The 14,486-nt window shown below is 48.2% G+C and carries 12 protein-coding genes and 2 rRNA genes; 1 reads left to right on the top strand and 13 read right to left on the bottom strand.

Annotated features, from left to right (window positions below):
* Positions 1-46 precede the first annotated feature (46 nt).
* From MHB43_RS03415 to MHB43_RS03375, 9 genes are all read right to left on the bottom strand, one after another.
* Positions 47-2,974 (bottom strand): 23S ribosomal RNA (locus tag MHB43_RS03415).
* A gap of 311 nt (positions 2,975-3,285) precedes the next feature.
* A 16S ribosomal RNA gene (locus tag MHB43_RS03410) occupies positions 3,286-4,838 on the bottom strand.
* Together the 16S and 23S rRNA genes form the textbook arrangement of a ribosomal RNA operon.
* Positions 4,839-5,376: 538 nt before the next feature.
* Complete coding sequence (locus tag MHB43_RS03405) at positions 5,377-6,597, bottom strand: TraB/GumN family protein (RefSeq protein WP_405131333.1); 1,221 nt, start codon at positions 6,595-6,597, stop codon at positions 5,377-5,379.
* 185 nt (positions 6,598-6,782) lie between these two features.
* Entirely contained in the window at positions 6,783-7,061 is a 279-nt protein-coding gene (locus MHB43_RS03400) for a hypothetical protein (protein WP_405131332.1), read from the bottom strand.
* Between the two features lie 100 nt (positions 7,062-7,161).
* Positions 7,162-8,457: an ABC transporter permease gene (locus MHB43_RS03395; protein ID WP_405131331.1), complete on the bottom strand. Its 1,296-nt coding sequence runs from the start codon at positions 8,455-8,457 to the stop codon at positions 7,162-7,164.
* Positions 8,450-9,352, bottom strand: a complete 903-nt coding sequence (locus MHB43_RS03390) for an ABC transporter ATP-binding protein (protein WP_036613228.1) — start codon at positions 9,350-9,352, stop codon at positions 8,450-8,452. The genes MHB43_RS03395 and MHB43_RS03390 overlap by 8 nt, the downstream gene beginning before the upstream one ends.
* Positions 9,353-9,372: 20 nt before the next feature.
* Positions 9,373-10,269: an ATP-binding cassette domain-containing protein gene (locus MHB43_RS03385; RefSeq protein WP_405131330.1), complete on the bottom strand. Its 897-nt coding sequence runs from the start codon at positions 10,267-10,269 to the stop codon at positions 9,373-9,375.
* A gap of 15 nt (positions 10,270-10,284) precedes the next feature.
* Entirely contained in the window at positions 10,285-10,674 is a 390-nt protein-coding gene (locus MHB43_RS03380; RefSeq protein ID WP_036613231.1) for a GntR family transcriptional regulator, read from the bottom strand.
* A gap of 89 nt (positions 10,675-10,763) precedes the next feature.
* On the bottom strand, positions 10,764-11,477 hold the full coding sequence (locus MHB43_RS03375) for a hypothetical protein (protein WP_405131329.1): 714 nt from the start codon (positions 11,475-11,477) through the stop codon (positions 10,764-10,766).
* A 200-nt stretch (positions 11,478-11,677) separates the two neighbouring features.
* On the opposite strand from MHB43_RS03375, the gene MHB43_RS03370 reads away from it, so the two are divergent.
* Positions 11,678-12,007 carry a hypothetical protein gene (locus MHB43_RS03370; protein ID WP_405131328.1) on the top strand — a complete coding sequence of 110 codons (330 nt, stop codon included), beginning with the start codon at positions 11,678-11,680 and terminating at the stop codon, positions 12,005-12,007.
* A gap of 110 nt (positions 12,008-12,117) precedes the next feature.
* Here the strand turns inward: MHB43_RS03370 and MHB43_RS03365 are convergent, their stop codons facing one another.
* From MHB43_RS03365 to MHB43_RS03350, 4 genes are all read right to left on the bottom strand, one after another.
* The gene (locus MHB43_RS03365) at positions 12,118-12,489 is read right to left on the bottom strand and encodes a hypothetical protein (RefSeq protein ID WP_036613171.1); all 372 of its coding nucleotides are present in this window, start codon (positions 12,487-12,489) and stop codon (positions 12,118-12,120) included.
* A 142-nt stretch (positions 12,490-12,631) separates the two neighbouring features.
* Positions 12,632-13,096: a DUF420 domain-containing protein gene (locus MHB43_RS03360; RefSeq protein WP_221825738.1), complete on the bottom strand. Its 465-nt coding sequence runs from the start codon at positions 13,094-13,096 to the stop codon at positions 12,632-12,634.
* Between the two features lie 34 nt (positions 13,097-13,130).
* Positions 13,131-14,054 (bottom strand): cytochrome c oxidase assembly factor CtaG, encoded by a 924-nt coding sequence (gene ctaG, locus MHB43_RS03355; RefSeq protein WP_405131327.1) that lies wholly within the window; start codon positions 14,052-14,054, stop codon positions 13,131-13,133.
* 108 nt (positions 14,055-14,162) lie between these two features.
* Positions 14,163-14,483, bottom strand: a complete 321-nt coding sequence (locus MHB43_RS03350) for a cytochrome C oxidase subunit IV family protein (protein WP_405131326.1) — start codon at positions 14,481-14,483, stop codon at positions 14,163-14,165.
* Positions 14,484-14,486: the final 3 nt, after the last annotated feature.

Below are 14,486 nucleotides of genomic sequence, written 5' to 3'. Positions count from 1 at the left end.
TCTGAAAACTAGATTCGAAACGAAACATGCGAATTATCACTTGCTATTGGATAAGCCCTCGACCGATTAGTACTGGTCAGCTCCATGCATTGCTGCACTTCCACCCCCAGCCTATCTACCTCGTCGTCTTCAAGGGGTCTTACATACTGGGAAATCTCATCTTGAGGGGGGCTTCACGCTTAGATGCTTTCAGCGTTTATCCCGTCCGTACATAGCTACCCAGCGGTGCTCCTGGCGGAACAACTGGTACACCAGCGGTACGTCCATCCCGGTCCTCTCGTACTAAGGACAGCTCCTCTCAAATTTCCTACGCCCACGACAGATAGGGACCGAACTGTCTCACGACGTTCTGAACCCAGCTCGCGTACCGCTTTAATGGGCGAACAGCCCAACCCTTGGGACCTACTTCAGCCCCAGGATGCGATGAGCCGACATCGAGGTGCCAAACCTCCCCGTCGATGTGGACTCTTGGGGGAGATAAGCCTGTTATCCCCAGGGTAGCTTTTATCCGTTGAGCGATGGCCCTTCCATGCGGTACCACCGGATCACTAAGCCCGACTTTCGTCCCTGCTCGACTTGTAGGTCTCGCAGTCAAGCTCCCTTATGCCTTTGCACTCTTCGAATGATTTCCAACCATTCTGAGGGAACCTTTGGGCGCCTCCGTTACTCTTTAGGAGGCGACCGCCCCAGTCAAACTGCCCACCTGACACTGTCCCCGCACCGGATTACGGTACCAGGTTAGAACCTAGATACGATCAGGGTGGTATCCCAACGTTGCCTCCACACAAGCTGGCGCTCCTGCTTCAAAGGCTCCCACCTATCCTGTACAGATCGTACCCAAATTCAATATCAAGCTGCAGTAAAGCTCCATGGGGTCTTTCCGTCTTGTCGCGGGTAACCTGCATCTTCACAGGTATTAAAATTTCACCGGATCTCTCGTTGAGACAGCGCCCAAGTCGTTACGCCATTCGTGCGGGTCAGAATTTACCTGACAAGGAATTTCGCTACCTTAGGACCGTTATAGTTACGGCCGCCGTTTACTGGGGCTTCGGTTCACAGCTTCGGGATTACTCCCTAACCACTCCCCTTAACCTTCCAGCACCGGGCAGGCGTCAGCCCGTATACTTCGCCTTACGGCTTCGCACAGACCTGTGTTTTTGCTAAACAGTCGCTTGGGCCTTTTCACTGCGGCCCCCTCGTGCTATTCACACTACCGGGGCACCCCTTCTCCCGAAGTTACGGGGTCATTTTGCCGAGTTCCTTAACGAGAGTTCTTCCGCGCGCCTTAGAATACTCTTCTCGCCTACCTGTGTCGGTTTGCGGTACGGGCACCATCACCTGGCTAGAGGCTTTTCTTGGCAGTGTGAGATCATGACCTTCGCTACTACAATTTTCGCTCCCCATCACAGCTCAGCCTTACAATGTGCGGATTTGCCTACACATCAGCCTCACTGCTTAGACGGACATCCATCAGTCCGCGTCACTACCCTACTGCGTCCCCCCATTGCTCATAACGGCTTACGGTGGTACAGGAATTTCGACCTGTTGTCCTTCGACTACGCCTTTCGGCCTCGCCTTAGGTCCCGACTTACCCTGAGCGGACGAGCCTTCCTCAGGAACCCTTAGGCTTTCGGCGGATCAGATTCTCACTGATCTTTTCGTTACTCATACCGGCATTCTCACTTGTATAATGTCCAGCGCTCCTTACGGTACACCTTCAACCCTTATACAACGCTCCCCTACCCCTGATGCAAAGCATCAAGCCATAGCTTCGGTGGTGTGTTTAGCCCCGTTACATTTTCGGCGCAGAGTCACTCGACCAGTGAGCTATTACGCACTCTTTCAATGGTGGCTGCTTCTAAGCCAACATCCTGGTTGTCTGTGCAACTCCACATCCTTTCCCACTTAACACACACTTGGGGACCTTAGCTGATGGTCTGGGCTGTTTCCCTTTTGACAATGGATCTTAGCACTCACTGTCTGACTCCCGGAAGTAAGTCTATGGCATTCGGAGTTTGACTGAGCTTGGTAACCCTTGCGGGCCCCGCACCCAATCAGTGCTCTACCTCCACGACTCTGTTTTCCGAGGCTAGCCCTAAAGCTATTTCGGGGAGAACCAGCTATCTCCGAGTTCGATTGGAATTTCTCCGCTACCCCCACCTCATCCCCGCATTTTTCAACATGCGTGGGTTCGGGCCTCCAGTGCGTGTTACCGCACCTTCACCCTGGACAGGGGTAGATCACCCGGTTTCGGGTCTACGTCCACGTACTATGTCGCCCTATTCAGACTCGCTTTCGCTGCGGCTCCGGCTCTTCACCTTAACCTTGCACGGGAACGTAACTCGCCGGTTCATTCTACAAAAGGCACGCCATCACCCCTAAAACGGGCTCTGACTTTTTGTAAGCACACGGTTTCAGGTTCTATTTCACTCCCCTTCCGGGGTGCTTTTCACCTTTCCCTCACGGTACTGCTTCACTATCGGTCGCTAGGAAGTATTTAGCCTTGGCAGATGGTCCTGCCGGATTCATACGGGGTTTCACGTGCCCCGCACTACTCGGGATCCGTCTCGGAGGGAACCAACTTTCAACTACAGGGCTTTTACCTTCTTTGGCGGGCCTTTCCAGACCTCTTCGCTTAACCGGTTCCTTTGTAACTCCATGTGAGACGTCCCACAACCCCAAAGAGCAAGCTCTTTGGTTTGGGCTTCTCCGCGTTCGCTCGCCGCTACTGACGGAATCACTATTGTTTTCTCTTCCTCAGGGTACTTAGATGTTTCAGTTCCCCTGGTATGCCTCTACACAACCTATGTATTCAGTTATGAGTAACTGGAAATTACCCCAGCTGGGTTTCCCCATTCGGACACCCCCGGATCAAAGCTTGCTTACAGCTCCCCGAGGCAGTTTCGTTGTTCGCCACGTCCTTCATCGGCTCCTAGCGCCTAGGCATCCTCCGTGTGCTCTTAGTAGCTTAACCATTTTGTTCCGGTTTCGGTCGCTCGCTTCCCTTGGTTTGCTTGCGCAAAGCCAAAAGTCGCTCTCACCCGATACCATCACAAAAGCAATTTGACTACCGTTTTTATTGAAACTTGTTTAACACAAGTTCAGCTAAAAAGGAATGTTCTAATTCGCGTTTGTTTCGTTTCGATATCTAGTTTTCAAAGAACAAGCTCCATGCAAAAGCAAGCTGTTTGAGAGTTTGAGCTCTCAAAACTGAGCAACGAGTGAGTGTTTTGCAGCTAAGCTGCAGTTTTGAATGTTTCCGTTGCAGGAAACGATTCTCCATAGAAAGGAGGTGATCCAGCCGCACCTTCCGATACGGCTACCTTGTTACGACTTCACCCCAATCATCTATCCCACCTTCGGCGGCTGGCTCCTTGCGGTTACCCCACCGACTTCGGGTGTTATAAACTCTCGTGGTGTGACGGGCGGTGTGTACAAGACCCGGGAACGTATTCACCGCGGCATGCTGATCCGCGATTACTAGCAATTCCGACTTCATGCAGGCGAGTTGCAGCCTGCAATCCGAACTGAGACCGGCTTTGTTGGGATTGGCTCCATCTCGCGATTTCGCAGCCCGTTGTACCGGCCATTGTAGTACGTGTGTAGCCCAGGTCATAAGGGGCATGATGATTTGACGTCATCCCCACCTTCCTCCGGTTTGTCACCGGCAGTCTATCTAGAGTGCCCACCCGAAGTGCTGGCAACTAAATATAAGGGTTGCGCTCGTTGCGGGACTTAACCCAACATCTCACGACACGAGCTGACGACAACCATGCACCACCTGTCTCCTCTGTCCCGAAGGAAAGGTACATCTCTGTACCGGTCAGAGGGATGTCAAGACCTGGTAAGGTTCTTCGCGTTGCTTCGAATTAAACCACATACTCCACTGCTTGTGCGGGTCCCCGTCAATTCCTTTGAGTTTCAGTCTTGCGACCGTACTCCCCAGGCGGAGTGCTTAATGTGTTAACTTCGGCACCAAGGGTATCGAAACCCCTAACACCTAGCACTCATCGTTTACGGCGTGGACTACCAGGGTATCTAATCCTGTTTGCTCCCCACGCTTTCGCGCCTCAGCGTCAGTTACAGCCCAGAGAGTCGCCTTCGCCACTGGTGTTCCTCCACATATCTACGCATTTCACCGCTACACGTGGAATTCCACTCTCCTCTTCTGCACTCAAGTCACCCAGTTTCCAGTGCGATCCGGGGTTGAGCCCCGGGATTAAACACCAGACTTAAATGACCGCCTGCGCGCGCTTTACGCCCAATAATTCCGGACAACGCTTGCCCCCTACGTATTACCGCGGCTGCTGGCACGTAGTTAGCCGGGGCTTTCTTCTCAGGTACCGTCACCTTGAGAGCAGTTACTCTCCCAAGCGTTCTTCCCTGGCAACAGAGCTTTACGATCCGAAAACCTTCATCACTCACGCGGCATTGCTCCGTCAGGCTTTCGCCCATTGCGGAAGATTCCCTACTGCTGCCTCCCGTAGGAGTCTGGGCCGTGTCTCAGTCCCAGTGTGGCCGATCACCCTCTCAGGTCGGCTACGCATCGTCGCCTTGGTGAGCCGTTACCTCACCAACTAGCTAATGCGCCGCAGGCCCATCCCCAAGTGACAGATTGCTCCGTCTTTCCAGTTTCCTTCAGGCGAAGAAAACAACTATTCGGTATTAGCTACCGTTTCCGGTAGTTGTCCCAAACTTGAGGGCAGGTTGCCTACGTGTTACTCACCCGTCCGCCGCTAACCATCAGAGAAGCAAGCTTCTCATCAAGTCCGCTCGACTTGCATGTATTAGGCATGCCGCCAGCGTTCGTCCTGAGCCAGGATCAAACTCTCCAATAAAGTATTGAAAAGAGCGATAAGCTCATTTTGAATCTGACGAGATTAAAAATCTCATTTATGCTCCAGTCGATCCAAGCCAAGGCTTTTCTCAAACTTTCGCGTTCATTCTGCAAGCAGAATGTTTACTCACTCGTTGTTCAGTTTTCAAAGATCAAACTTGTTTTCGTTACCGAATGTCGTTCTCTTCAGCAACTCTTATATAATATCATGTCCGAACCAACTTTGCAAGCTCTTTTTTTGAGTTTCTTTCGAAACTTATTTCATTCGCTTGCCGCACCGTGTATCTCGTGTTTTTTTGGCCGGAAATAGAATATACCATGTAGATCATACACTTGTAAAGAGTTAATTTCAAAACATATCAAATCCACGATCTAACCATATTATGGACCTTCAATCTACAACGAACTCTTAGGTTCAATTGTATTATCCTACAGCTTGATCTTCTTTATTTAATCTGTCTTTCTTCTATATATAAGAAGGTAACTCTCTCAACTCTTATATTCGAGACGAAAGGGTTACCTTCTATAGTAGTCTATATTTATTTACGTTCTACTTTATATCCTTTATCCTCAAGCAGTTTCACGATGCCGTGATCACCCAAGTAGTGTGCCGCGCCAACAACAATGAAATATTCCTCACCTTTGCCGTTTTTCAAGTAACCATCGATTTTGTCCGCCATACCAATGTTACGATCAACCAGCATTGCTTTGTTATATTCCTCGTTAGTGGAGAAGCTGTTTGTCAGTTCAAGCAGTTGCTCGTCATTACCCGTTTTCCACATTTCTGCCATTTCATTCACACTGTTATCCAGCACGTCGAAGTTTTCGATTGTCGCTTTCAGTGTTTCCTCTTGTGTTTCTTTGGAAAAGTCGTTAAACATGCCAAGTTGAGATTGATAACTCTCTAACTCAATAACTGGAAGTTTGCGCTCGATCGCTTTCTGGATGAAATACAGATCCACTCCTGCTGACGCTTCGTATCCTGCCGTTGTGGACTTCAAACTTGCAAGTGTGCTCTCTACTACCCAAGGCTTAAATGCATCCAAGGCGTTAGACTCCAGACCATTTTTCTTCAACACATCACCCAGCTTAGTATACGTTTCACTGGAAATGTGGTCTTTCAGTGTTGTTCCATCCTGATACGAACCCAGACTTAGAACCAGCTTTTGCTGCTCTTCATCAGCGGCTTTGCTAATATCAATCTCTACCCCGAGATAATCAGCTTCCGCAAAGGCTTCTTCAAACTCCGGACGCAATGGATAGAAGCTTTCATCCGCAATATGCATGGACCCTACCAGATAGACCGTGTTGCCATTGCTTTCAACTTCCCACATGAAGCCACGTCCACCGGTTTGCGCAGTTTCAGTTGCTCCGCCTTTGGATACCAGCAGTACCGTACGCGTTGCAGCATCCCAGCGAACTTCATAACCCGCAGCATCACCGACGATGCGGATTGGCGCATACGTTACACCGTTGATCCGTGTAAGCTTGCTTTTGAGTGTAATCGTTTTGCCATCTACTACAGCCGTGATCATATCATCTGTCGCAGTTGTTAGCTTTACGTCCATAGCATCCAGCGTAGTCCGCAGTGGAACCAGTGTTGTACCTTTCTCCAGGATTGGTGCTCCTGTAGCATATTTTACAGCTTGGTCATTAACCTTGACGGAAGTTCCTTGTGGAGCAGCCATAGCTGGTACTGCAGATGCAAGCAAACCTACCGAGATTGTGAGAGATAAGAGCATGCGTTTCCAATTCTTCATATTATGTAATCTCCTTATTGAATATAGTTGCCCAATCCAACATTTAATAGAATGGACATACTTAGATACTACGGTTAAAGATGGGAATTGGTGCCACTCCACAAACGGAGCAGCACTTTATCCCTGCATTCCACTCATTAGATAAGAAGAAACAATACATACGAAACCGTCATATATGTTTGATGTTAGATATTCGCAAAATCCAAGCTATTCCATGATAAATAGATACTGATCAGTGCCAGGAAAAAGAACGCTACAGCAATCTTCCGATTACCCCGTAGCTTCACTCCATATGCAACGAAGAAAATAGCGATAGCTAATTTAGCGATGCTTTGGTAATAGACCTGCTCTGAAAAGGCTGAACTACTGAATACAATGGAAAGTAGCAGTGTAGTCAGGATCAATGCTTTAAACCACAGAGGTTCCCTCAAAAACTGTATATAGAACCCTTTTAACTGCTGCATGATCGTCAACCCTCTCCTGAGCTCGATTTAATATTACACCACCGACACAGCACACCACTAACCACCACATCACACACCAACCAACCTTCAAACACTCAACCTAGATCTTATAAGCCTTCATCGCTTTAAACAATTCCTTGAAGGTTGGACGTTTACCGTACATCAACACACCTGTGCGATAGATTTTGGCTGCAAGCCATCCGAAGACGATAATGGATACAATGAGAATCGCTAAGGACGTTAGAATCTCCCAAGTTGGCGCAACTCCTGCGCCGATTCGTACCAGAATCGCGGTCGGCGACGTGAATGGAATGAAGCTTGCGATTTTCAACAAGAGAATGTTCGGCGTAGAAATACTGAAGATCGCAATATAGAAGGAAACAAGCGACAACATCGTAATCGGCAGAACAGCCTGACCGAGTTCTTCAGTACGGCTTACCATTGAACCAATGGCAGCAAACAACACGGCATACAGGAAGTAACCCAGGATGTAGAATATGAGTCCGTACACAATAACTGCACTATTCACATCACTCAGACTCATATTGAAATCACCTAATACTGCACGGTTATGCGGCAGCAGGATATTTCCGGCAACCACCGCTCCGAAGATCCCGATTTGCAGCATTCCCACCATGAAAATCCCGATGATTTTACCAAACATCTGACTGAGCGGCGATACACTCGTAATCAGAATCTCCATAATACGTGAGCTCTTCTCAGCTGTGATCTCGGAGGCAATCATGTTACCTGTCATCATCGTCGAGGTAAACAGCAGGATGATCAGCAAGTACACCACAATATAGTTAATCGGGCTCATTGCACCTTCAGACACAGTACCTGCTCCGCTCTCATCTGTACTCAAACTTTGCTCAGTGAGCTTCACAGGTGTTGTAATCAGTTCCTTCTGCTCCGCTGTGAGTACATCCTTCACAACCACATCCAGCTTCACACTCTGCAACGCTGCTTCAATGGATGCAATGATCTGAGGTGATACGTCTTCCGCTGAATATAGAATCGGCTGAGGGAACTCCTGCCCAGCAACAGATTCAAACTTCAGATAACCATCGGTAAGCCCTGCTTCCACATCCGCCGCAAGAGCAGCTTCATCTTTGTCTCCACTGGCAATGAATCGATAGGCCTGATCTCCTTGAGCCGCAGAGAAGCTCTCCAGTTTCTCCGAAACTTCAGGCTGCCCTGTACTCAAAAGTCCAATATTTACAGGATTACTGCTTGAAGCTCCACCAATGGAACCCCCATTAAATAAGGTAATGAAATACGGGACATTGAGTCCGATTGAAATTAAAAGTGCAAGTACAATGGTCGTCACCATGAATGATTTCGTTTTAACTTTGTTTTTAAATGTAAAACCCGTAATCGTTCCCATTTTATTCATTCGACTCACCTACCTCACGAATAAAGATTTGGTTAAGCGTTGGTTCCTTCAGTTCAAAGTGTTCCACTGTCGTCTGAGTCATGGCTGTTCTGAGAATCTCTTGAGCCGCTTCCACCTGACTAATATGTATCAGGTAACCACGCTCATTCCGCTCGACTTTCTTCACACCAGGCAACTGTTCAAGTCCCTCCACACTACCAATCGTGCCCAGGAATACCTGTTCACGCGGATACCGGCTCTTGATTTCCTTGATCTCTCCTTGTACCACCGTGTTGGAACGATGCAGAATAGTAATCTGACGACACAACTCTTCAACATGCTCCATACGGTGTGTTGAGAACAGGATTGCTGTACCTTCGTCACGCAATTCTTTGACGGTGGACTTGAGTAATTCCACGTTTACAGGATCCAGTCCACTGAACGCTTCATCCAGAATGAGAATCTGCGGTCTATGCACTACAGCCGCGATAAAGCCCATTTTCTGCTGATTACCTTTGGATAACTCCTCAATCTTTTTATCGTAATACTCAGGTACCTCAAACCGGTTCAGCCAGTACTTGAGGCTCTGATCTGCGTCCTTACCATTCATGCCACGAAGTCGTGCCAGGTAATTAATCTGTTCGCTGACTTTCACCTTCGGGTACAATCCGCGCTCTTCCGGAAGATAACCCATAATCTGTTGCAGTTCCGTATTATAGGGCTTGCCGTTGTACAGGATATTCCCTCCGTCCGGGTGAATCAGTCCGAGCACCATGCGCATTGTTGTTGTTTTACCTGCACCATTGGCTCCGAGCAATCCGTAAATCTCCCCCTCTTTTACATTGAGCGTGACTCCATTAACGGCTGTTTTGTCTGCATATTGCTTGACGACTTGCTTCAATTCCAATCGGTTCATCATTTATCGTCTCCCTTCGGTTATTTCCACTGTACGGGTGCATACCCGGCAATCCAGAATGCCAGCACTTCATCCAATTCCAAGTTACGGATTTTCAATACTCGGTTATTCGACAGCTCCAGCCTTTCCTGCGCTTCGCTGACCCGGGTTGTAATTACGCGAACCAGACCGCCCTCTTCCAAAGAAGATTCCACAACACCAGGGATGCTCTCTGGCCTTAAGTCTCCTTCATACCAGACTTCCCTCCACTGATCGAGCACCATATCTTTCTCGGCCATTCCCAGTGACTGACCACGGTGCATCAATACGATGTAATCCGCAAGCCTCTTGACTTCGTCCGCAATATGTGTGGCAATCAGAATCGTGGTGTCTCCCCCCGCCATGAAGGTACGGAACTGCTCAACCATCACTTTCCAGGCAAAGGGGTCCAGTCCTGATGAAGGCTCATCCAAAAGCAATAGTCTTGGGCGAGCTGCAATTGCAGCTGCAATCTCAAATTTGCGCCGTTCTCCCTTGGACATCTTGTTCAGCTTCACATCAACAGGTACCTCCATATCCTGAATCAGTTGGTCGAACAACTTCATATCCCAACGCGGGTACCAGTATGCCCGGAAATGAGCTGCTTCTTGTGCTGTTATCCGGTTCTCTTCTGAACCAGCGTTATCTGCCACAAAACCAATCTGTTGTCTCAGTTCAATGGGAAGTGGCCCATCATGTTCCTGACCAAACCATATAATCTGCCCAGCATCTGGCAGTACCACTTGCTGCAACATGTTAAGAAGGGTGCTTTTGCCTGAACCGTTGTGACCGAGAATAGCCACTATATACCCTTCCGGGATGGTCAGATCAATTGGGCCAATAACTCTGCGTTTTCGCATTTTGGATACGCCATTCAACTGGATTGCTATGGGTTCCACGTATGAATCACTCCCTTACTTCACGTAAATAGCCTTCAGGACTTCCCGGAACAGGCTCTCCATCTCTTCTTCCGTACAGCCTACCGATTTCCCGGACTGCACCGCTGCCTGCATCGCTTCCTGTGCGGCCTTTAATCTATAATTTTCTCTGTCGCCAGCTTCTACCTGGGCCACAAATGTACCTGTCCCCTGCTTCGTACGAAGCAAGCCTTCATTCTCCAGATCCTGATAGACCCGTCTAACCGTAATAACACTGCAATTCAGTGCTCCGGCGAACTCACGAATGGACGGCAAATGTGTTCCCTCCCCCAACTGACCCGTAATTATTAACGATCTTAACTGATTTTCAATTTGGTGATATAAAGGTTCAGCGCTATTTTCATTAATTTGAATGGGTATTTTCACATCTTGCACCTCGCCCTCCGGTACACTCCAGTCTGTTACCTGACCGTGCCGGTTTCATCCTGTATTCGTACATAAGCTCAATTCTCATTTTAATTCAAATCCCGATGAACCAGCTTCTTCAGCGTCAAACGACTAAACAGCCATAATCCCGCTACGCCAGCCACCAGAGCAATCCACATGATCGGGGAAAGCAGCCCCCATGATTTACTTCCATCCATTACAATCCGTAATCCGTAACTGCCTGACATTCGAATCAGTATGGATATGCCAATGGCGATGGGTATAAAAAGCGTACTGAGAAGCAAGTATTTCTTGCCACTGTTCAGAAACTCTCCGTAAATATACAATCCTGTTACCAAAAGGCCATAACCTGTACAGGTAAGGCTAAAGGCCAGATACTGATCCCATCGGAATCCTTCGGCATGAAGGTTAACCACGTATAACGATCCGTAGAAAAAGATTCCATTGTACGTAAACGCCATCAGAGACTGCTGTAGCCTGGACCACATCACCACTTGTTCAGGGATGGGGATTCTGCGATAGTAGGCCAGCATCTGCGTATAAGAATCTTCGTGTATGTAACGGAAGGAGCGCCTGCAGAACATGAACCCTTGAAATGGCAACATAATCAAAAAGAAGGAATCCACAACTGGATTAAGGAAATCTGTCTGTTGTTGTCCTAAAAACATCACACCGCTCATGCTGCCAGTGTATATCATGAATAATGCAGACCATAGCCATTGGAGCTTATCCTTACTCATCTGGCTGCGGGTCAACCACCCCGCCTGCTTCCATTCGTTCATATGCATGCCTGCCTTTCACCTGTCATTCACTCATGTTGCTTACTGTGATTACTGTATATATCAATATACACAGTATACAGACCTATTTCTCATCCCGTCAACCCTTAATTTTCCTAAATCAGGAAGACGGGATGGGACACAGTACGAATTTACGTTAAAATAAATTATAGTAACAAATCAAAGAAAGGAAGGTTACAGCTATGGATTGGTTGGTAGAGATCGGATTTGTTCTCCTTTTCCTCATTGTCGTTATCTGGTTGATCCTCCGGGATGAACCTCGTCGACATTCTGCCAAAAAAGGCAGACACCGCATTCACCGTAACAACGGTTATACCGACTCTGCTTCGGGATATCCGGTCATTATGGGAGATGACTCCTACGATCGACATGCCAGACACACACCGGATCACAAACATCATGATTCGGATTCTTCAACAGGCACACATTTTCATCACAACAGCAATGGTGGCAGCAGCAACGACAGCAGTGGAGATAGCGGTGGCGGAGACAGTGGAGGTGGCGGGGATTAGACTTCATTCCGCAAACACAAAAGAAGGGCTGTACCCATTATTGTGTAAACACAATTCGGGTACAGCCCTTTGCCGTTCTCTAGCACCTGTTTACAGAAGAGGTATTACGATTAAACGAGGTTGTAGCCACTAGGCAGACTGCGATCCCTGCGGATTGCGCGAATCTGAGCCAGCGTTAACCGTTGATTGGTGGAGATCAGGGATTCCACATCATTGCCACGGATCAGATCATCCAAATCTCTCAAGTTGGTGTTGCCTCGGAAGACCCGGAATCCACCTTGGAAGTTAGGACGTGTAAACACAACGAGTGTTGCATTGGAACTTGTTGAGAAAAAGCGCAGGCTCTCCACCCCGTCCAAAATATTGTCCAGGTTACGAAGACCCGTGTTGCCACGATAGATGCGGCTTCTCCCTCTGTAGTTCTCTTCTGAATACACGGTAAGACGTGGATACGTTTGACTGACATTGACTGTTTTTTTCATTTTGTTTCCCCCTCTCGAAATCATTCTATGAATGAATGAGAGAGGGAGCGTGGACGAATCGTCTACTAGATTCGTCCATTTTCATATTTTCAGAAGGTTATAGTGACCCACACCCAAGTAACCGGAGGTTATATCTATACTTTTATACGCCGAGGATAACTTCCCATACCGGACGTGTATGACCACCAGGATATAAGAGATATAGAAGAACATACACGACAACACCCGTTAGCGCTGATCCGAACCAGATCATGGACGTGAACTTGCCCCAGCGGCGATGTGTTCCGAACTTCTTTTTGAACCCCAGCACCAGTGTGGAGATGCCGAATATCGCCGCCACGGTAGCCAGGATAATATGAAAGATCAGAAATATTCGATAAAAGATCTCCAGATCCGGGTCCCCGCCCCAAGCTGTATTGCCCACGAACACTGTACGAGACATATAGATCACAAAGAAGATTAGAGCTGCAATCGCACCTGCTACCATGGCGGACTGATGAGCCTTACGTTTACCCCGAATAATCAGTACCCATCCAATCCCCACCAGTACTGCACTAATCACAATGAAAGAAGTACTGATCGTTGGTAGCCAAAAATACATATCCATCGTGTGTTCCCCCTCTTGTCAGAACATTACTTCATTATTTGGCAGCCGGATTGAGCGGCCCCCCTGCGCCCCCTGCAGGATACGAATCATCATCATCTTCCTGCTTCTCTTTCCGATACCATTGGAAAAAGACATATGCCAGCATGGAGGCAAAGATCCCTTCCTGAATAAACTTCATTACAATGCCACCGACCTGCTGATCTTCCTTCGCGGAAGACAGAAAGTTGAAGAACGTAGGCCCACCGAAGGAGCGAAGTAACGCCGTAGAATCTCCAGACACACAATACCGCATGGCTTCAGCCCATACTGCCGGGTTGCTGTACGTCTGATACAACGGCTCGGCCGCAAAAATAATCAATCCACACGCAGGCGTGAGCAGTACCATATTCAGAAAAATAAAACCGATCTTGGATAACCCCGATGCTTGTCTGCCTTCTGGTAACGGATTCAGCAATGTCCACCACATGAGCATCGAGGTGATGAACAATGCAATATAATACAACCGGTGAACGGTAAAATTCAGCATGACGTAATCATGTACAATCGGTAGGTGATACAGCGAGAACAGCCCGTTAAAGAGCACTGCCGCAACGATTGGATGAGCCAGGAACGATAGCTGACGTGTAGGCAACCAGCGTACGACACTGCGCCATACCCATATCGGCAAACCTTTCATCATCAGCGGCGGAGCTACCAGGTAGGAGAACGCCATGCTCACCATGTGGAAGCTAAACATCACGTGACCAAGCAGATTAAATGGTCCAGCCTGAGCCAGATACAGGACAAACAGCCCTGTAATAAACATGATTTTCTGCACAGCAGTCGCAGGTACTGCATCCTTTATTTGCTCGCTTAACGGTCCCACAAGCACCAGATAAGCCGCAGCAATAATCAGAAATAAAGCCAATATAAGCGGACTCCATAAGTCGTTGAAGCTAAAATATTGCAACCCGAGCATACGGGAAACCTCCCCGTGACCTGATTTGGTTGTTGCCTTCATTTCTTTGTGAAGATTCATTCGCCAAAAAGGGGAAAAGACGGCGGCATTGCGCCGCCGCCATCTCTTTTACCACCAGACCCAATAGAGTGCCATAATGATGCACGTAAAGGCTACAAAAAAGCCAAATGCCATGAACAGAATCGGCATTAAGTGCCCTTTGTCCTTCAAGTGCATCCAATAACCCAATTGAACGAATACTTGAAGAATAGCCATGACGAGCAAAATAATAATGATAAAGGTTGTGTTGACCCCTCCGGCAGAAGCAGCCGCAAACGCAATCAGCGTAAGAATAATGGAGAAGATAAACACCACGACGTGTTTCTGTGGCCCTTCCGTCCGGTGACGGTGTTTCACAGGCTGTTGATCTGGCTTATCCTGTGCCGACATGTG

This window comes from Paenibacillus sp. FSL H8-0317, assembly GCF_045040685.1.
In the GTDB taxonomy this organism is placed as follows: Bacteria; Bacillota; Bacilli; order Paenibacillales; family Paenibacillaceae; genus Paenibacillus.
Note: the sequence above shows the minus strand (reverse complement) of the source record. Positions and strands in the feature narration are given on the sequence as shown.